13 protein-coding genes are annotated in these 19,764 nt (G+C 45.5%); 12 read left to right on the forward strand and 1 reads right to left on the reverse strand.

Annotation, left to right across the window (positions count from 1 at the left end; all coding sequences use genetic code 11):
- Positions 1-6 precede the first annotated feature (6 nt).
- The 3 genes from INQ51_RS05835 to INQ51_RS05845 all read left to right on the forward strand — a co-directional run bounded on the left by INQ51_RS05835 (position 7) and on the right by INQ51_RS05845 (position 2,827).
- Entirely contained in the window at positions 7-678 is a 672-nt protein-coding gene (locus tag INQ51_RS05835) for a hypothetical protein (protein WP_233376941.1), read from the forward strand.
- A gap of 244 nt (positions 679-922) precedes the next feature.
- Complete coding sequence (locus INQ51_RS05840; protein ID WP_233376942.1) at positions 923-2,089, forward strand: exo-beta-N-acetylmuramidase NamZ domain-containing protein; 1,167 nt, start codon at positions 923-925, stop codon at positions 2,087-2,089.
- Between the two features lie 72 nt (positions 2,090-2,161).
- Complete coding sequence (locus INQ51_RS05845; protein ID WP_233376943.1) at positions 2,162-2,827, forward strand: NAD-dependent epimerase/dehydratase family protein; 666 nt, start codon at positions 2,162-2,164, stop codon at positions 2,825-2,827.
- A 27-nt stretch (positions 2,828-2,854) separates the two neighbouring features.
- Here INQ51_RS05845 and INQ51_RS05850 read toward each other — a convergent pair whose 3' ends face one another.
- Positions 2,855-4,201 (reverse strand): NAD(P)/FAD-dependent oxidoreductase, encoded by a 1,347-nt coding sequence (locus tag INQ51_RS05850; RefSeq protein ID WP_233376944.1) that lies wholly within the window; start codon positions 4,199-4,201, stop codon positions 2,855-2,857.
- A 231-nt stretch (positions 4,202-4,432) separates the two neighbouring features.
- On the opposite strand from INQ51_RS05850, the gene INQ51_RS05855 reads away from it, so the two are divergent.
- The 9 genes from INQ51_RS05855 (at position 4,433) to INQ51_RS05895 (ending at position 19,552) form a co-directional block, all read left to right on the forward strand.
- The gene (locus INQ51_RS05855; RefSeq protein ID WP_233376945.1) at positions 4,433-5,491 is read left to right on the forward strand and encodes an NAD-dependent epimerase/dehydratase family protein; all 1,059 of its coding nucleotides are present in this window, start codon (positions 4,433-4,435) and stop codon (positions 5,489-5,491) included.
- Between the two features lie 185 nt (positions 5,492-5,676).
- Positions 5,677-6,960 (forward strand): transglutaminase-like domain-containing protein, encoded by a 1,284-nt coding sequence (locus tag INQ51_RS05860; protein WP_233376946.1) that lies wholly within the window; start codon positions 5,677-5,679, stop codon positions 6,958-6,960.
- Between the two features lie 25 nt (positions 6,961-6,985).
- Positions 6,986-8,914 carry a peptide-N-glycosidase F-related protein gene (locus INQ51_RS05865; protein WP_233376947.1) on the forward strand — a complete coding sequence of 643 codons (1,929 nt, stop codon included), beginning with the start codon at positions 6,986-6,988 and terminating at the stop codon, positions 8,912-8,914.
- Positions 8,915-9,036: 122 nt separating this feature from the next.
- Entirely contained in the window at positions 9,037-9,918 is an 882-nt protein-coding gene (locus tag INQ51_RS05870) for a DUF72 domain-containing protein (protein ID WP_233376948.1), read from the forward strand.
- A 150-nt stretch (positions 9,919-10,068) separates the two neighbouring features.
- Positions 10,069-11,379, forward strand: coding sequence for a cysteate synthase (locus INQ51_RS05875; RefSeq protein ID WP_233376949.1), 1,311 nt, complete (start codon positions 10,069-10,071; stop codon positions 11,377-11,379).
- A gap of 72 nt (positions 11,380-11,451) precedes the next feature.
- A complete protein-coding gene (locus tag INQ51_RS05880) occupies positions 11,452-14,637 on the forward strand; it encodes a glycoside hydrolase family 2 TIM barrel-domain containing protein (protein ID WP_233376950.1) in 3,186 nt (1,061 codons plus the stop codon).
- A 108-nt stretch (positions 14,638-14,745) separates the two neighbouring features.
- Positions 14,746-15,450 carry a lycopene cyclase domain-containing protein gene (locus tag INQ51_RS05885; protein WP_233376951.1) on the forward strand — a complete coding sequence of 235 codons (705 nt, stop codon included), beginning with the start codon at positions 14,746-14,748 and terminating at the stop codon, positions 15,448-15,450.
- The gene (locus INQ51_RS05890; RefSeq protein ID WP_233376952.1) at positions 15,447-16,682 is read left to right on the forward strand and encodes a 3-deoxy-D-manno-octulosonic acid transferase; all 1,236 of its coding nucleotides are present in this window, start codon (positions 15,447-15,449) and stop codon (positions 16,680-16,682) included. Before INQ51_RS05885 ends, INQ51_RS05890 begins: the two co-directional genes overlap by 4 nt.
- A 320-nt stretch (positions 16,683-17,002) precedes the next feature.
- Positions 17,003-19,552 carry an adenosylcobalamin-dependent ribonucleoside-diphosphate reductase gene (locus tag INQ51_RS05895; RefSeq protein ID WP_233376953.1) on the forward strand — a complete coding sequence of 850 codons (2,550 nt, stop codon included), beginning with the start codon at positions 17,003-17,005 and terminating at the stop codon, positions 19,550-19,552.
- Positions 19,553-19,764 lie beyond the last annotated feature (212 nt).

Below are 19,764 nucleotides of genomic sequence, written 5' to 3' on the forward strand. Positions count from 1 at the left end.
TAAACGATGAAAAAGCTACTGACAATTATACTAGTCTTTTTGACAATTAACTCCATTGCACAAGTCGCTACTATTAATGACAAGGATGGATTTACAAATGTTAGAGAAAAACCTAGCATTGATTCAAAAGTGATTTATAAACTAAATAACAATAAAGTATTTTGGTATGACTATAGTGAGAAAAACGATACATCTGATTGGGCTATAGTATATATTCCCAAAAACGATTTATCATTAGGTTGCACTGACTTTAAATTTTTAGTTGGATTTATTCATAAATCAAGACTTGCCCCTCTTGACAAAATGGAAGAATACAAAAAATCAGATTTCAAATTCTCTTACACTCTTAAAGATTTCAATCCAGACAATCGAATTATAGATTGGATAAATAATCGTTCTGTAAGTTCTATTGATGGTCAATCTGTTTGGGGAACAGATGGAGAATTGCCAAAAACTGAAATTGAGAAAATCTCTATAAAAATTGACGGTGAAGAAATAAATATCAATAAGGCTTTTTATTCGAATTTGTTTGAATGTGACAATGAGTTTAAAGTATATAAAAAAGAAGACACTTTTTTTGTTTATCAAGACAATAGTGATGGCGCAGGTTATTATCAGATTGTTTGGGTCTTAAACAAAACCGGTCTTATACAACGATTGCTAGGTACGATTTACTAAAAAAGCAATCAGTAACCGACAAACTGTAATGAGAACTAAACTTGATAAAAAAGAAATTAAGCTTACAATCATACTTTTAAGTATTGTTGGAGTAATTGTTATTTTGTATTTCTGGGCACAGTATGGTAAATCTAATTTTCCAAAAAGTGTTATCATTTTTATTGCAGGATTCCTTGGAGTATTAGCTGTAAGAATACCATTAAAACTATTATTTGAGTTAATAATAAAATTGATAAAAAAAATAATGAAACGGGTAAATCTGATTTTAGCGATCATCATGAGCATTTCGTTGACTACGTTCGCTCAACAGAAAATTACAACAGGTGCCGAACGCTTAAATGTCTATCTACCTTTGCTGGAAGGCAAAAAAGTAGGTGTAATGGTGAACCAGACAGCGATTGTTGGCGGCAAACACTTGGTTGACGTGCTGTTGGAAAAAGGTGTTGACCTACAATTTGCGTTCATTCCCGAACACGGCTTTCGTGGAACCATCGAGCGCGGAGAGGATGTACACAACGATGTGGATACCAAAACAGGCTTGCCACTGTATTCGCTGTATGGAGAAAACCACCAGGCCGATTCGTTGGTTCGTTCGGTGGATGTAATGATATTCGATATACAGGATGTGGGCGCTCGTTTTTACACCTTTGTTGTAGGAATGCACAATGTAATGCAATTGTGCGCCAACAATAACCGTCCGCTTCTAGTTCTCGACCGTCCTAATCCTAACGGAGAGCAGGTTGACGGCCCTGTTCGGAAAGACGATAAATTTAAATCGGATATCAGTTTTCATAAAGTTGCGATGATACACGGACTTACGATTGGCGAGTTAGCGCAAATGATAAACGGCGAAGGCTGGCTCGATAATGGGGAGAAAAAGTGCGACCTTACTGTTATTCCGCTGGAAAACTACACGCACAAATCAAAATATGAGTTGCCTGTTATTCCGTCTCCCAGCTTACCCAACTATCAATCGGTTCGTTTGTTTCCACTGCTGTGTTTATTTGAAGCGACCGATTTCAGCATAGGCCGTGGAACAGATTTTCCATTTCAGGTAATCGGCTATCCCGACACTCAGTTTGGCGATTTCACGTTTACGCCGGGAACCCGCGTGGGCATGTCAGCACATGTAGAGCAACAGGGGAATCTATGCTATGGCATAGACTTGCGCGGATTAAAAGCTGACAGCATTCGGTTTACGCTCAAATATATTCTTGATTTCTACCATAAAATGCCCGATAAATTCTTTGCACGTCCCGACTTCTTCGATAAGTTGGCCGGTACAGATAAACTCCGCGAACAAATTTTGGCGGGATGGACAGAAGAACAGATCCGCGACAGTTGGAAGGAAGAACTTTCGGAATACAAGCGAATGCGCAAAAAATATCTTTTATATGAGGATTTTGAATAGATCGTTTTTTAATAAGGGAAGAAACAAAAGAGCTGATTGATAAGTTAGATAAAGCAAAACAGTTATAAACAGATGAAAGCAATAATAACCGGAGCAAGCGGCATGGTAGGAAAGGGTGTTCTTCTGGAATGCCTCGACCATGAAGCCGTTACGGAGGTTTTGGTCATCAACCGAAACCCGCTCGGAATTCAGCATCCGAAATTAAAGGAAGTGATTCACCGTGATTTTGCCGATTTCACAGCTATACAATCCCAACTCGAAGGCTACGATGCCTGCTTCTTTTGCATGGGAGTGAGCTCTGTGGGCATGAATGAAGCCGATTACCGGCGGGTAACTTACGATTTCGCCCTGGCGCTGGCCCGGGTACTTCGCACCTTGAATCCGGACATGACCTTCAACTATGTTTCGGGGGTTGGCACCGACTCAACCGAAAAAGGGAGAAGCATGTGGGCCCGCGTAAAAGGCAAAACCGAAAACGATCTGATCAGTCTTGGTTTTAAGCAAGCCTACATGTTCCGCCCGGGAATGATCATCCCCAAAAGAGGAATCAAGTCGAGAACAAAACTTTACCAGTTTTTGTACGATTATTTTATGTGGCTGGTCAACCTGGTAAAGTTTCTTTCGCCCAACTCGGTGGTAGATACCACACAGGTGGGCAAAGCCATGATAAATTCAGCATTGAAGGGCTATTCCAAAAACGTATTAGCCCCCAAAGACATCATTATTCTGGCAAAGTAAAATCCGCCAAGCAGATTGCGACATCGGTTACATCAGGCCTTTTAACATGCCATGGTAGTACATTGGCTCCAGCCCGTGCACTTTCAACATCCACCACATTCCGCGCTCTACCGCAGGGTCCAGCCACGGAATGGTTGGCATCAACTCTTTGTCGTAGCCAAATTCGCACATCAGCACCTTTCCGTACTCCGTTACGATCGGACACGCAGAGTAACCGTTGTACGTTTCTTCGGGCTCGTTGCCTTCCATAATCGAAACCAGGTTGGCAGCAGCCACCGGAGCCTGCATGCGAATGGCCGCCCCTGTTTTGCTGGTACGCAGTCCACCCGCATCGCCAACCACCATAATGTTTTTATAATGCGTATGAACCAGTGTGGCATTGTCTACATCGGCCCAGCCACCGTGACGCAAATCGCCTGTCGTTATGGCCAGCGGAGAATTTCTCACAAAATCGGGCGCACTCATCGGCGGGATAAAATGAAGCAAATCATAATCCACCGTGATCAATTTTGTATCGTCCACCGGCAAAGGTGCCAGGGTCGCTTCCTCTATCTGCTGAAAAACAGCCTTTTTTGCTGAAGTATCCACCGATACCAGGCGGTGTTTGTAAGATATTCCGATGTTCCGTTCGTCATAAATTTGCTGAAGGCGGTCTCCAAAAACCACGGGCGTCATCAGGTTGGTCGAATTCCCGAAATACTGAATATCAAACCCGTCCCGGATCTCTTTGTCACGCAGAAAATCTTCGGTAATCAAACAGATCTTTTTAGGCGCGCCGCCGCATTTCAGTTTTGTGTAGGTGTCGGTAAACACCAGGCGGGAATCTTTGCGGCCGGAGGTAAGTTTCTCCATGGCCCGGTGGTATTTTATGGCTCCCTGATAATCGTAGATGCAGTGAGCATTTCCTTCGCCCAGCGTTTCACGCGAAATTCCTTCAATCAAATCGAAGTTCATCTGACAACCCGGTGTCAGTACCAAAAAGTCATAATCAATCTTCCCGCTCTTCTTTGTGCTTACATAGTTGGCATCCGGCACCAGTTCGGCCACCGAATCTTTTACCCACTTCACGCCTCTGGGAATCAGCTTTTCGGTAGATCTTGTGACCTGCTCGGGAGAAAAAGTTCCCGATGCAATCAAGGTATAGCCCGGCTGGTAGAAATGTGTTTCGTTGGGCTCAACAATGGTAATATCAGGCGTTCGCAACTTATCGGTAAGGTAGGCAGCCATGGTTATTCCGGCAGCACCTCCCCCCACAATCAGTATCTTCGCCTTTGCTTTACTCTCTGAAAAAAAATCGTAAGTTCTCTCAGCAACAATGAGTCCACCAAGACCCAATGCCCCGTTCAAGAGAAATCTCCGTCGGTTAATGGCCATATTTCGGTTTTTTAGTTGGTAAATATTATAGGTGTCGCAAGGCTATCGAATTTTATCCTCTTAAGCATCTTTAATGCCAAAAGAAAGGTTGATTTTACATTTTATTAATGATGAATCAGGGATTATTAGATCAAGTAAAACTATACTTGCAAACAAAATTCTTAGGGGCAACGATTTTTCCGGACAAGCCCCGTTACGGCAGAGAAAACTAACTTTATGAACCAATAGATTATGAAGACGATCGATAAATCAAAACCCGTACTGGTTACCGGTGCCACCGGTTATGTGGCAGGCTGGCTGGTAAAAAAACTTCTTGAAGAAGGATTAACGGTGCATGCAGCAGTTCGGAATCCAGACGATAAGGAAAAACTAAAATACCTCGACGGGATTGCCCAAAACACACCGGGTGAGATCCGTTATTTCAAGGCCGATTTACTTGAAGAAGGATCGTATGCCGAAGCCATGGCCGGTTGTGAGCTGGTTTTCCACACGGCATCGCCCTTTGTTACCGATGTAAAAGATCCGCAGAAAGACCTCATCAACCCCGCCAAACTGGGAACCCGCAATGTACTGGAACAAGCCAACCAAACGGAATCGGTGAAGCGGGTGGTTCTTACCAGCAGTGTGGCTGCCATTTATGGCGACAATGCCGACCTGAACCACGCTCCCGGCAAGGTTTTTACAGAAGAAATCTGGAACACCAGCTCTTCACTCGAACATCAACCTTACTCGTATTCCAAAACACTGGCCGAAAAAGAAGCCTGGAAAATTTGCGAAGAACAGCTGCAGTGGGAATTGGTGGTGATAAATCCCAGCCTGGTGATTGGCCCGGCAATCAACCCTACGCAGGTTACTTCCGAAAGTTTCCGGATCATCCAGCCCTTTGGCGATGGCAAACTCAAAATGGGCGCACCCAAACTGGGCATGGGTTTGGTGGATGTACGCGATGTAGCCGAGGCACATTTTTTGGCCGGATTTAAACCCGACGCAAATGGCCGTTACATCATTTCAGGCCATAATACCTGGTTTATCGACATGGCCAAAGCCCTTCAACCCAAATACGGCGACAAATACCCCATCCCGAAAAAGGAAATGCCCAAATGGCTAATCTGGTTGATGGGACCAATGATCAACAAAGCCGTGACACGAAAATACATTTCACGCAACATGGGGCTCCCTTTTGTAGCGGATAATTCAAAAAGCATCAACGAACTGAAAATGAATTACCGCTCTGTAGACGAATCGCTCAACGAGATGTTTCAGCAACTCATCGACAACGGTTTGATTTAAGAAACGGACACCGACATTTATCTCATTAATACGTAATAAGCCGGCCGATTAATCATTTAATTATCAGCCGGCTTCATTCATTCACTCCCTTCATTTTTTCAGGGATTTTTTCCCTCCACAAGTTTATTGTTCATTTTTTTGTGTTAGTTTTGTTTATTATTAAAATATTTTAATAACTCAAGAAAATGAATAAGCTGCTATTGTACGTTACCATTTTGATTCTGGCGGTTGCCTGCCAGTCGAAATACCCCGGAGTTTCAGAAGAATACCACACCCTGCTCGACTCGGCTTTGGTGAAAGCCGGTGAAAATGCTGCGGAATTACAAAAGGCACTTGCCGAAGCACCGGCAGACGAAAAGGAAGGAATGGCCTTTCTGATCAGCTACATGCCCGAACGCGACCTTACGACTTTAACGGCTGATTTTCTGCTCGAAAACAACCAGTATGCCTACAAAGCCCGCCGGGAATTCCCCTGGTGCGCTGCACTGCCCGATTCCATTTTTTTGAATGAAGTACTGCCTTACGCCAACATTTCGGAAAACCGCGACCGCTGGAGACCCGATTTTTACGAACGCTTTTCAAAATATGTAAAAGACAAAGACAACATGGTGGATGCCCTGATGAACATTGCTCACAACATTCCGACCGAAGTGGATGTGGAGTACAACACCAAACGTTCGCGGGTCGACATCAGTCCTTTGCAGGCCATGAAAGAACACATGGCTACCTGCAGCGGGCTTTCCATTTTACTGACCGACGCCTACCGTTCGGTGGGAATTCCATCGCGCCTGGCCGGAACTGCCATGTGGACCAACTACAAAGGAAACCACACCTGGAGTGAAGTTTGGGTGGACGGCGAATGGAAGTTTATTGAATACTATGTGGACACACTCGATCAGTCGTGGTTTGTTGCCGATGCAGGGAAAGCCGATCCCGACAATATGTTGCACTGGATTTATGCCGCTTCGTATAAACCTACCGGCCTGCCTTACTATGCAGCCGTTGACGCTCCGTATGTGGCCAATGTGGTCAACCTCAGCAACCTGCCCGAAGATGTGCGCGCGCGTTACGAACGCATGAAAGAAAGGGCCACTGGACTGAAGCCCTACATCTGGGGACACAACGTTACACAACGTTACATTGATTTGTACGAAAAATCCGTGCAAAACAGCGCACTCGCCGAAGATGAACTACTGGCCAATGTGGTGGTTTTTGCCGACGAAAACACCAGCTCCAGCGAATCGCGCTTAAGTTGCAGAGTGGATGTGCAGAAAGACGACGAGAAGGTGAATTTTGGCTATTCGCCCCGCAAGACGGACGATCTGAACCACTTTCTTCAGTTTAAACTCAAAAAAAATACAAGCTATCAGTTCGTGGTAAGCAATCCCGAGCAGGCGATTGAAGAAACGTTTGCTGTAACCACCGGAAACGACGCACAGCAAGACATTCAACTCATTCTATCGAAATAAAAACTATTGAAAATATTGAAGCCCGATGAATAAGAAACTTATTTTACTGGTCATTGTCCTGCTAAGTGGACAGCTGGCTTTTTCTCAAACTTCCAACGTTAAAGTATTCGACAAAGAAACCATTGTAACCGATCCCTCGCAGGGAGTGAAAAGCTTTGTTCAATGGGGTGAATTTCCTCCCGCCAGCAAAGAAATCCGCCGCGTGGTGATGAACCTTACCCTGGCTTATCCCGAAGACCGGGCCATTGCGCATTGGGACTACATGGACCGCGTAAAAATTCTGCGTCAGGGCGGGAAAAACGGCAAAGCAGTAAATTTTGAAATCGGCCGTATGCTTACTCCTTACGGAAGTAATTTCAAAGAAGGATGGAGCTTTACCTGGAGCATCGACGTAACCGATTTTCAGGCCTTTCTGCGCGACAGCGTGGAACTGGAATACATTCACTCGGGATACGAATCACCCGATCTGGGCTGGGACCTGAGTATTGATTTCGACATCACGTACGGCCCGCAAGTGGCTGATTTCATCACCGTTCAGAAAACATGGGATGGCAACTACCAATACGGAAACCCGGCCAACGACATCGAAAAACAGCTGGCCCCCATAAAAGTAAAAACCGCGAAAAATGCAGCTTTCGGCCGCTTTCGCATTCAACACACCGGACACGGAATGGACCAGCCAAACGGATGTAGCGAGTTTTGCAGCCGCTGGCGCGAATTGCTTTTTGACGGGCAGGTGGTTGACCACCGTGATATGTGGAAAGATTGCGGCAACAACCCGCTTTACCCGCAGGGTGGAACCTGGATTTTTGACCGCGGTTACTGGTGTCCCGGAGATTTGCAGGTGCCTGACTTGGTCGATATTCCGCTGGAAAAATCGAAACATACGCTCGACCTGAACATGGAGCCTTTTACGGCCAACAATATCGACCAGCCAAAAGAACAGATCACCTCGTACTTTTTTCAGTACGGAGCGCCGAACCGCGCCAACGATGTGATTATTGAGGAAATCATAGCACCGAACAGCAAAGACAACTACAACCGCTTCAATCCGCGGGGATTCAGCCCCATCATCAAGATCAGAAACCTGGGAAGCCAGGATCTCACCAGCCTTGACATTGTTTACAAAACAGTTGGTTTTGCGGAAAAGACATTCAAATGGGAAGGAAATCTGGGCTTTTACGAAGGCGCCCTTATTACGCTGCCCGGCGAAATTGATGCCCACCCCGGCACCAACACTTTTGTGGTGACCCTGAACGATCCGAACGGAGTTGCAGATGAGTGGGATGGCGATAACAGCCTCGAAGCAAGTTTCGAAGACATTCCGAATATCCCTTCAAAAATTGTGGTGGATTTTATGACCAATAACCGCCCAAAGGACAACTGGCTGTACATCGTAAACAGTTCGTACGATACGGTTTATGTCAAGACACCCGAAATGATGGACACTGCAACGACTTATCTTGACACGCTCGAATTAGCAGAAGGAAACTACTACATGCAGTTGGTTGACACGGCCGGGGAAGGACTGGAATTCTGGTTTTTAGCTGAAGCCGGTTACGGACGCCTCCGCTTGAAGGACACCGAAGGCAACCTCGTTCATTTGTTTGAAAGTGATTGCGGAAACGGCCAGTTTTATGGCTTCAGGGCCGACAACGAAACCAAAGTTGATCCAAGCGTGCCACATCTTTCCGTAAACATTTATCCGCGCATGGTACGTGATTACGCCACCGTTTACACCACCACCAATAAGCCATCCACCTTAAAAATCCGGATCACAAAAGACGGTGAATATGTGGAAACACATGAGTTCACCAACATCAAAGACGCGCAAACCGGACTCGATCTGCGACATTTGGAAGACGGACGTTATGTGATGGAGATATACGTAGACGGCGAACACAAAATGAACCGGAGGTTTAATAAAGTGCCTCAAAAAGGTAGAAGACATTAGTAGAATTAACTATTGATATTCGCTCACTCAGCCGCTGTGTTAACAACAACAGCGGCTGAAATTTGTCATTGAGTTAAATAAACCCGAATTTTGTTTTAAGTACAGAATTTAAATTAACTCACATGATCTTCGGCCATGTAGATAACCCGTCAGTAATTAATTTTGAGCTGCCTCCCGACCATAGCGACACGGCTAGAGTTTTAACGCATGCAGAGCAAAAGAAGCAACCGGAAGTTTATGTGGGTTGTGCCAAATGGAACAGAACCGAATTAAAAGGATTTTACCCCCGGGGAACCAAAGATGAATTGCTTTATTATTCGTCGCAATTTAACAGCATCGAGCTGAATGCTTCATTTTATGGCACCCCATCTATTCCGCAGGTAACAGCCTGGCGTGACAAAACACCCGATGATTTTAAATTTTTCCCAAAAATAACCCGCATCATCAGCCACTTTAAAAGGCTCAAAGATGTACACTACCTGCTTGACGAGTTTTGCCTGAACATCAGCCATTTCGAATCAAAACTAGGCATGGTATTTTTGCAGCTAAACGATAATTTTGCCCACAAGGACTTCAATCGCTTAAAGGATTTCATCCATATGTTTCCGACAGGAATCCCACTGGCAGTGGAACTGAGGCACCCAGCCTGGTTCGACGATGAGGCCGTAGCCGCCGAACTTTATGCACTTTTGGAAGAGCGCAAAGTTGCAAATATAATTGTGGACACAGCGGGCCGCCGCGATTTGCTCCACATGCGGCTAACTTCGCCAACCGCTTTTGTCCGCTATGTGGGTGCCAACCATCCTACAGACTATACGCGGCTTGAAGACTGGATTGACCGCATTGAGAACTGGGTTGAAAACGGACTGGAGAATCTTTATTTCTTTGTTCATCAAAATACAGAAGAAGAATCGCCGCAACTGGCTGCCCATTTCATACAAAAACTGAACGAAAAACTTGGCCTGAATGTGAGAGGGCCTCATGTGAACGGCACTTTATTCTGAGAAACAGCTTCCTACAGACAACGGAAAATTAAAAACGCTAAAACCCACTATGTTAATGCTCTTACCCGGGCAACACACTAAAATCACAAAAGGTTATTTTAAAGCCCACTCAAAATACTATTTTTGTGCTTCTGTTCAATGATTGAAATAATGAGTAAAACTTTTGAAAAAACCAGGTATCAGCTAAAATCCATTAAAACAGGTAAAATTTTTAATGACACCGGCTGGTTACTGGATGCTCCCGGAGAAGTGGAACCAACACTGATCAGGGCCATGTACGAAAAGAAACAGATTGAAGTAAAGGACGACTCTTGGGGACTGTATAAATTTGCCGACTGGCTTCCCGTCAGTAAAACACTGGCAGGATCTTCGGCACCGGTGACCTACAAAAGCGAGGGTCTGGCCAAAGAACTGGGCCTTAAAAACCTTTGGATCACTTTTAGCGGATACTGGCCCGAGAAAGGAGTCAACATGCAAACCTGCTCTTTCAAAGAAACAGAAGCTTACTCAGTGTGCGGGCGGATGAACAACGACATGAACAAGGTTCTTGTGGTAGCCTCGGCCGGAAACACATCCCGAGCTTTTGCAAAAGTTTGTTCTGACAATCATATTCCACTTTTAATAAGTGTTCCCGAAGACAACATCAGCGCATTGTGGTTCGACAAGCCGATAAACGACTGTGTTAAACTGATTTGCAGCCGATCGGGAAGCGATTATTTCGATGCTATTCATTTGTCGAATATTGTGGCAGCTACTCCCGGCTTTGTTGCCGAGGGCGGTGCCAAAAACGTTGCCCGCCGCGATGGTATGGCAACCACCATGCTTTCGGCAACCACTACCATCGGCCGCATTCCGGATTACTATTTCCAGGCTATTGGCAGCGGAACAGGTGCGATTGCTGCCTGGGAAGCCAATCTCAGGCTGATCGAAGACGGACGTTTTGGTTCGCACAAAATGAAACTGATGGTTTCGCAAAACCTTCCGTTCAAGCCGATCCACGATGCCTGGAAAGCCGATTCAAGGGCGATGCTTCCTTTTGATGACCACGAGGCACGGACACAGGTAGAAGAAATTGTTGCAAAAGTGCTTTCGAACCGCAAACCTCCCTACCCGATTATCGGCGGACTGTATGATGCAATGAAAGATGCAGGCGGCGATGTCCTGCTGGCCACCAACCAGGAAGCCGCCGAAGCCGGAAAGCTTTTCCTCGAAACAGAGGGCAACGATATTCACCCGGCATCGGCAGTAGCCACAGCGACTTTAATCGCGGCAGCTAAAAACGGAACGGTTAAGCCAGATGATCTGATCATGCTCAACATTACCGGCGGGGGCGAAGAAAAATTCAAAAAAGAGAACGAGTTGTTTTACCTGAAACCCGAGATTGTTTTTGATATCCATCCAAGTGAGGAAGAAGTGAAGGAGAAAGTATCAAAGCTATTTCAACCCGTTCAGCAGGCATAGACGAGAAAGGGTAAAGACCCACTCTACATATTGACTTTGACCTACTGTATTACTTATCTAAACTCAGTTACCATGAAACACTTACCTGCTTTCATGCTGGTGCTGGCATTGCTTATTATGGCCTCCTGTAACCAGTATACCGATTATTCCAACGTTCCTTTTGAGGAACCATCGCCCAAACCGTGGGAAGACCCGACCATCAACGACGTCAACAGACTGGAGCCACGAGCTTCGTTTATACCGTTTACTGCAACCGAACAGGCACGCACGGAAGACAAGTGGCAATCGCCGCTGATACAGTCGCTGAACGGGATGTGGCAGTTTCACCTGGCAAATAACCCCGCGGAACGTCCTTTCTGGTTTTTCAAAAACGATTTCGACACCCGTTCCTGGGACCAAATTGAAGTACCATCGAACTGGCAGATGAAGGGTTACGACTATCCGATTTATACCAACGTAAAATATCCGCACAATACAACCCCGCCGCTTATTACCGACGACTATAACCCGGTGGGCTCGTACAAACGGACCTTTGAAATTCCGGCCAACTGGAAAAACAAACAGGTGATCGCGCATTTTGGCGCTGCCGGTGCCAGCCTCAGTCTTTGGGTGAACGAACAATACGTTGGCTACAGCGAAGACAGCAAAACGCCCATGGAATTCGATATTACTCCCTTCCTGAAATCGGGGAAAAACACCATGGCCGTTGAAGTATTTCGCTGGTGCGACGGCTCCTACCTCGAAGACCAGGATTTCTGGCGTTTAAGCGGTATTACGCGCGACGTGTACCTGGTGGCCCGGGGCAATCAGGCACTGAAGGATTTCAGCGTTGGCTCCAACCTCGACGACTCTTTTAAAAACGGCTTATTCAGCCTGAACATCGAGCTGCAAAACGATGCTGAACTGACCGTAGAAGCTGCACTTTCGGACAATGGAACGCTTATCAGGGAATTCACAGAGACGACAAGCGAAACCAATGTTGCATTTGAAGCCGAAATTGAGAACGTAAAACAATGGTCGGCAGAAATACCCAATCTTTATGAATTGATGATCACCTTGCGAAATAAAAAAGGAATTGTGGAGCTTATTCGCCAGGAAGTGGGTTTCAGAAGGGTGGAAATAAAAGACGGACACCTGCTGGTTAACGGCCAGTATGTGTATATGAAAGGCGTCAATCTGCACGAACACAACGACAAAACAGGCCACGTTCAGGACAAAGCCACGATGTTGCTGGATATTAAAACCATGAAAGAAAACAACATCAATGCGGTTCGCACTTCACACTACCCGCAACCGGAACTGTGGTACGACCTGTGCAACAAATTCGGTTTGTACATCATCGACGAAGCCAACATCGAATCGCACGGAATGGGCTACGGACCTGAATCGCTGGCGAAAGACACTGTTTGGAAAGCAGCGCACATGTTCCGCACAAAAAACATGTTCGAACGCGACAAAAACCAGCCCTGCATTGTAACCTGGTCGCTCGGGAACGAAGCAGGTAACGGAATTAATTTCGAAACTACTTACGATTACCTGAAATCGGTTGACAGCACACGAACAGTTCAGTACGAACGGGCAGAACTGGAAAGAAATACCGATATTGTTTGCCCGATGTACATGCGAATCGATGGTATGATCAAATATGCCGAAAGCAATCCGAAAAGACCGTTGATCCAATGCGAATACGCACATGCCATGGGCAACAGTGTCGGCAACCTTCAGGATTACTGGGATGTGATTGAAAAATATCCGGCTCTCCAGGGAGGATTTATTTGGGACTGGGTTGATCAGGGCTTGTTAACCACCAACGAAAAAGGCGAAGAATACTGGGCTTACGGTGGCGATTTTGGCCCCGAAAACGTTCCTTCCGACGGCAACTTCTGCAACAACGGGCTCGTAAATCCAGACCGCACTGTAAAACCACATCTGCTGGAAGTAAAGAAAGTATATCAGCACATAGCCTTTAAAGCAGAAGATCTGACCTCCGGGAAAATTTCCATTCAAAACAAATATGCTTTCCTGAACTTATCAGCATTTGACTTTGTATGGGAAGTTACCGGCGATGGCAAGATGCTGGACAACGGCAGTTTGGGCGAAATCGACCTCGAACCGGGCGCATCGCAGACATCTACCATCGATTACAGCCTTACTCCGGAACCAGGAGTTGAATACTTCCTTACCCTGAAAGCCAAACTAAAAAAAGACTGGAGCCTGGTAGAAGCTGGTACCGAACTGGCGGCCGAACAATTTGAATTACCCGTTTTCGAACCGGTTGCAAAAGTGAATGTGAAAGATATTCCTGCATTGGAGTTAACCGACGGTGATGACAATACAACTGTTTCAGGCGAAGGCTTTAGCATTGCATTCAATAAGAAAGCCGGAATCGTTTCCAGCTACAAAAAAGGCGAAACCGAATTACTGACAAGCGGGCCTGTTCCCAATTTCTGGAGAGCACCGATTGATAACGACTTTGGCAACAACCTGCACAAACGCTCGCGGGTGTGGAGAAAAGCAGGCGAAAACCGCAAAGTGGTAAAGACCAATGTAAAAAAGAACGGCAGCTCAGAAGTTCAGGTAGAATTCGTATTCGATCTCGTAAATGATGAAGGAGCCAAAATTGCTTCCTACAATTCAACTTACACCGTTTACGGAACGGGAGATGTAGTTGTAAACAATCATTTTAAAATGACCGGCAAAGATCTTCCTGAAATCGTAAAAATGGGAATGAACCTGGTAATGCCACGCAAGTTCGACCAAATGAGCTGGCTGGGCCGCGGACCGCAGGAATCATATTGCGACCGGAAATCAGGCGCCTTTGTTGGCTTGTACAACGGAAGTGTGGCCGATCAGTACTGGGCTTATCTCCGTCCGCAGGAAAACGGCAACAAAACCGATGTTCGCTGGATGACCATTACCGACAACGAAGGAAACGGCTTGCTGTTTACCGGAATGCCTCTGCTGGAAGTAAGTGCTCACCACAACATTCTGGAAGATTTTGAATCGATGGAGCGTACCGACGGACGCCAGGTGGAAGGCATTACCGTGGAGAACCGCCACACCACCGACGTTCAACCCCGCGACCTGACTTCGGTGAACATTGATTATCAACAAATGGGCGTTGGCGGCGACGACAGCTGGGGAGCATGGACACATGACCAGTACCGCCTCACCGCAAAAGAATACAGCTACTCTTTCCGGATGACTCCGCTTTCAAAAGGAGACGATCCGCTAAAAGCTGCCAGAATGAAGTTCTAAACTGCTTCAACCACACAAAAAGTCATACTTTCATCTTGCGTGAGAGTATGACTTTTTTTGTTACCATACCTTCGTATTTTTAAATAACTTTGGCCCAAATTCAGACAAATGGAATTCAAAAATTTTAGCTACTTACTGCTCCTTCTGAGCTACCTGGTCATCCCGGCAATCCTGGGCTACCGGCATAAAGTGCGCTTTGCTTTTCGTTTGCGCTACCTCATTCCGGCTACCATTTTCGCCGGAGCCATTTTTGTAATGTGGGATCGCCGCTTTATCGAAATGGACATCTGGAGTTTCAACCCGGTCTACACAAGCGGCATCCAATGGCTGAAAGTTCCGGTGGAAGAATGGCTTTCGTTCATTGTCATTCCCTGGTCGGCGGTGTATATTTATGAATGGCTGAAAATCCGTTTTGAAAACTTCGAGAAACCCCGTCTTTTTGTAATTATCAGTTTGATTGGTTTTGCGGCACTGGCCTTTCTTGCCTATACCTTTCGCCAAAACATGTTTAGTTTCTTCACCTTTTTTCTCTCGGCCATTTATTTGGGATACACCGTATTCAGAAACCGTTTCAGGAAAAACCTGACCAAATTCTACCTGGCTTATTTTGTCTCGCTCCTCCCATTTACCATTCTTTCGGGGATAGCCAGCCGTTTAGAAATCGTGAATTACAATCCACAACACACCATGAACATCAACCTGGCAGATTTCCCGGTCGAAAAATTTGCCTACCTGTTTTTACTGCTTTTAATCAACATTACGATATACGAATACTTAAGTGAGCGTCGGTATTTCTTAGACTTCAAGCTATGACATTCCTCTATAATCTTGGTATATATTTTTATGCCCTTGCCACGTGCGTGGCGGCTCTGTTCAATCCCAAAGCCAAACTGTTTGTTTCGGGAAGAAAAAACTGGAAACAGCAATTAAAATCCGGCGTCGACAGCCAGGCGGACTATCTCTGGTTTCATTGTGCTTCGCTGGGTGAATTCGAACAAGGCAGACCGGTTATAGAGGAAGTGAAAAAAGAGTTTCCCCAGTACAAAATTGCGCTCACGTTCTTTTCCCCGTCGGGTTACGAGATCCGCAAAAACTACGATGGCGCCGACCTGGTGGCTTACCTTCCACTCGATACAAAGAGCAACGTCAGGTATTTCCTGGATGTGCTTCAACCCCGGAAAGCTTTCTTTGTAAAATACGAATACTGGTACAACTACATTCATCAGCTAAAACAAAGAAACATCCCGCTCTACATTGTGTCGGCCATCTTCCGCGAAAACCAATCTTTTTTCAAGAACAGTTTGTGGGGAAAATGGTACCGAAAAATGCTGTTCAGTTTTGAACACATATTTATTCAGAATGAAAAGTCGGCAGAACTGCTGGAGAAAATAGGCATTGCCAATTACACCATTGCCGGCGATACCCGTTTCGACAGGGTAGCTGCCATTGCCAAGAGTGCAAAAAAGTTCGAAAATGTTGAAAAGTTCAAAGGCGATTCTCCGCTAATAATTGCCGGAAGCACCTGGAAGCCCGATGAAGAGCTGCTTGCAGCGTTTATCAACAACAGCCGGGGCGTAAAATTCATCCTGGCTCCACACGAGGTAGCACCCGCCAATATTAACAGAATTCACCAATTGTTGAAAAAGAAGGCGATTTCATTCAGCAAAGTCCAAAATACCGCTATCGAAGAATTTGATGTGTTGATAATTGATTCGATCGGCATTCTTTCGTCGCTCTACCAGTACGGAAACATAGCATACATAGGCGGCGGCTTTGGCGTAGGCATTCACAACATACTGGAAGCTGCCACTTTTAAACTACCCATTATTTTCGGCCCCAATTACCTCAAGTTTAAAGAGGCGGTGGATTTGGTGGAAGAAAAAGGTGCTTTTCCCATTGAAGATTCAAACTCACTCAACAAAGCACTGAGCGGGCTGCTCGAAGACAAAAATGAGCTAAAAAAAGCCTCCGGTATCTGCCAGAATTATGTAGAAAAAAACGTGGGATCGACAAAAGTTATCATAAAAAAAGTTTTTAACACGTAACTTTATTTAGCATACTTTTTGTTAGAAAAAAATTCATCAAAAAATTGAATTATTTCCCCAAAGATTCTATAAAAAAATACTCCTTTCTTGTATGTTAAAATTACAATTTCGGTAAACTTTTTTCATATATCAAACATATATATCACTGACTTTCAAAATAATAACTTTTGAAAGTTGATAACTTTTGATGAATTTGTTCATGAAAAAATTCCAAAATCCTGTTTTCATTTCTATCTTGCATTACACATTCTACAAGCCGGAAAACTGGAGCAATCAAGGAATAAATCTTATTATTATTTAACTCACATATAGGAATAAAAATGGCATTAAACGAAGTATCTGTAAAAGCCCCGGCGGGCAAGAAAATTTACGCTCAGGACGAAGCGGTAAAGGCCTCGCTAGAGTACTTCAAAGGAGATGATTTGGCAGCAAGAGTATGGGTAAACAAGTATGCCTTGAAAGATTCTTTCGGGAATATTTTCGAACTGACACCCGACGACATGCACAGAAGGTTGGCCAAAGAGATCGCCAGGATCGAAGAACGCTATCCAAACCCCCTGACTGAAGACGAAATTTACAGCGTATTAAAAGACTTCAGGTACATTGTTCCGCAAGGCGGACCAATGACAGGAATCGGAAACGATTACCAAATTGCATCGCTGTCGAACTGCTTTGTTGTTGGAAACGACGGCAACTCTGACTCGTATGGCGGAATCATGAAAATTGATCAGGAGCAGGTGCAACTCATGAAACGCCGTGGCGGTGTTGGTCACGACCTTTCGCACATCCGTCCCAAAGGTTCACCGGTAAAGAATTCGGCGCTTACTTCTACCGGCATTGTACCTTTTATGGAACGTTATTCGAACTCGACGCGCGAAGTAGCCCAGGATGGACGCCGGGGTGCACTTATGCTGTCGGTTTCAATCAAACATCCCGATTCGGAAAGCTTTATCGACGCCAAAATGGAGCAGGGCAAAGTAACCGGAGCCAACGTTTCCGTAAAAATTCAGGATGATTTTATGCAGGCTGTTGAAGCCGGAACACCGTACACACAACAGTACCCTGTTACCGGGAAAGCCATATACAGCAAAGAAACAGATGCTACACGTGTTTGGCAAAAGATTGTCAAGAATGCCTGGCAGTCTGCCGAGCCTGGCATTTTGTTCTGGGATACTATTATAAGAGAGTCGGTGCCGGATTGTTATGCCGATCTTGGTTACCGCACCGTATCCACCAACCCTTGCGGAGAAATTCCGTTGTGCCCGTACGACAGCTGTCGTTTGCTGGCCATCAACCTCTATTCCTATGTTGAGAACCCATTTACTCCACAGGCAAAATTCAACTTCGAATTGTTCAAAGAACACGTTCACTATGCACAGCGCATTATGGACGACATTATCGACCTGGAGTTGGAAAAAATCGATGCTATTATCGGGAAAGTAGATGCCGACCCGGAAGCAGAAGAAATTAAATACACCGAAAGAAAACTGTGGGAAAATATCCAACGCAAAGCCAAAGAAGGGCGCAGAACCGGTATTGGGATCACTGCTGAAGGCGATATGCTGGCAGCTCTTGGTTTGCGCTACGGAAGCGAAAATGCCACCGATTTCTCGGTTGAAATTCACAAAACCATCGCAGTGGAGGCATACCGCTCTTCTGTTCACTTGGCAAAAGAACGCGGCCCGTTTACGATTTACGACGCAGAACGCGAAAAGAACAATCCGCTTATCAACCGGATCAAAGAAGAAGACGCTGCTTTGTATGAAAAAATGACCAAGTACGGTCGCCGTAATATTGCGTTGCTGACCATTGCTCCAACCGGGACAACCAGTTTGATGACACAAACCACGTCGGGGATTGAGCCGGTGTTCCTGCCGGTTTACAAACGCCGCCGGAAAGTAAACCCGAACGACAAAGATGTTCGTGTTGATTTTGTTGACGAAGTAGGCGACCACTGGGAAGAATACACCGTATTCCATCACCATTTCAAAACATGGATGAAAACCAACGGTTACGACACCAGCCGCGAATACAGCCAGGAAGAACTGGATGTACTGGTAGAGAAATCGCCCTACTACAAAGCCACTTCCAACGATGTTGACTGGCTGAACAAAGTGCGAATGCAGGGCCGTATCCAAAAATGGGTTGACCACTCGATTTCAGTAACTATCAACCTTCCGAACGATGTTAAAGAAGAGTTGGTGGGAGACCTGTATTTCGAAGCATGGAAAAGCGGATGTAAAGGCGTTACTGTTTACCGCGACGGATCTCGTTCAGGCGTACTTATCTCGAACGACAAGCCGGAGAAAAAAGACGGCAGTTTCCCAACTCACCGCCCGGAAAAACTGGAAGCCGATGTGGTTCGCTTCCAAAACAACAAAGAAAAGTGGATTGCCTTTATCGGATTGGCGGATGGCAAACCTTACGAGATTTTCACTGGTTTGCACGACGATGAAGACGGAATCTTACTGCCACGCTCTGTGGGAAAAGGATACATTTTCAAAAGCTGGATCGACGAAGAAAACTCGCGCTACGATTTCCAATACGTTAACAAACGTGGCTATAAAACCACCATCGAAGGGCTGTCACACAAGTTTAACCCGGTTTACTGGAACTATGCGAAACTGATTTCGGGAACGCTGCGTCACGGCATGCCCATCCACAAAGTAGTGGAACTGGTAACCAGCCTGCAGCTTGACAACGAAACCATTAACTCGTGGAAAGCCGGTGTAGCCCGTGCGCTTAAAAAGTACATACCAGACGGAACATTGGCTGACGGTGCCAAATGCGGCGAATGCGGATCGGAAGAAGTAATCTACCAGGAAGGCTGTCTTACCTGTATTTCTTGTGGCTCGTCTAAATGCGGATAAATCAATCAATTCAACATACTCAGACTTTGTAATCGGATAATTTGATTGACAATTATAAAGTTCTAAAAAAATGCCCGGCTATTTTGGCCGGGCATTTTCTGTATAAAAGCTCAATCCTCTCGTTTAAAAGTCAATAATCAACTTAATCTTTTCATTGTAACTTTTGCTACACGAAATCACCCGCTCCAACAAAAAAGGCGCAACTAAAAGTT

The organism is Maribellus sp. CM-23 (genome assembly GCF_021354595.1).
Lineage (GTDB): Bacteria > Bacteroidota > Bacteroidia > Bacteroidales > Prolixibacteraceae > Draconibacterium.

Bases quoted from the DNA above. Each gene is read 5' to 3' on its own strand.
- INQ51_RS05835 (WP_233376941.1), top strand. From the start codon at position 7: ATGAAAAAGCTACTGACAATTATACTAGTCTTTTTGACAATTAACTCC.
- INQ51_RS05840 (WP_233376942.1), top strand. From the start codon at position 923: ATGAAACGGGTAAATCTGATTTTAGCGATCATCATGAGCATTTCGTTG.
- INQ51_RS05845 (WP_233376943.1), top strand. From the start codon at position 2,162: ATGAAAGCAATAATAACCGGAGCAAGCGGCATGGTAGGAAAGGGTGTT.
- INQ51_RS05850 (WP_233376944.1), bottom strand. From the start codon at position 4,201: ATGGCCATTAACCGACGGAGATTTCTCTTGAACGGGGCATTGGGTCTT.
- INQ51_RS05855 (WP_233376945.1), top strand. From the start codon at position 4,433: ATGAAGACGATCGATAAATCAAAACCCGTACTGGTTACCGGTGCCACC.
- INQ51_RS05860 (WP_233376946.1), top strand. From the start codon at position 5,677: ATGAATAAGCTGCTATTGTACGTTACCATTTTGATTCTGGCGGTTGCC.
- INQ51_RS05865 (WP_233376947.1), top strand. From the start codon at position 6,986: ATGAATAAGAAACTTATTTTACTGGTCATTGTCCTGCTAAGTGGACAG.
- INQ51_RS05870 (WP_233376948.1), top strand. From the start codon at position 9,037: ATGATCTTCGGCCATGTAGATAACCCGTCAGTAATTAATTTTGAGCTG.
- INQ51_RS05875 (WP_233376949.1), top strand. From the start codon at position 10,069: ATGAGTAAAACTTTTGAAAAAACCAGGTATCAGCTAAAATCCATTAAA.
- INQ51_RS05880 (WP_233376950.1), top strand. From the start codon at position 11,452: ATGAAACACTTACCTGCTTTCATGCTGGTGCTGGCATTGCTTATTATG.
- INQ51_RS05885 (WP_233376951.1), top strand. From the start codon at position 14,746: ATGGAATTCAAAAATTTTAGCTACTTACTGCTCCTTCTGAGCTACCTG.
- INQ51_RS05890 (WP_233376952.1), top strand. From the start codon at position 15,447: ATGACATTCCTCTATAATCTTGGTATATATTTTTATGCCCTTGCCACG.
- INQ51_RS05895 (WP_233376953.1), top strand. From the start codon at position 17,003: ATGGCATTAAACGAAGTATCTGTAAAAGCCCCGGCGGGCAAGAAAATT.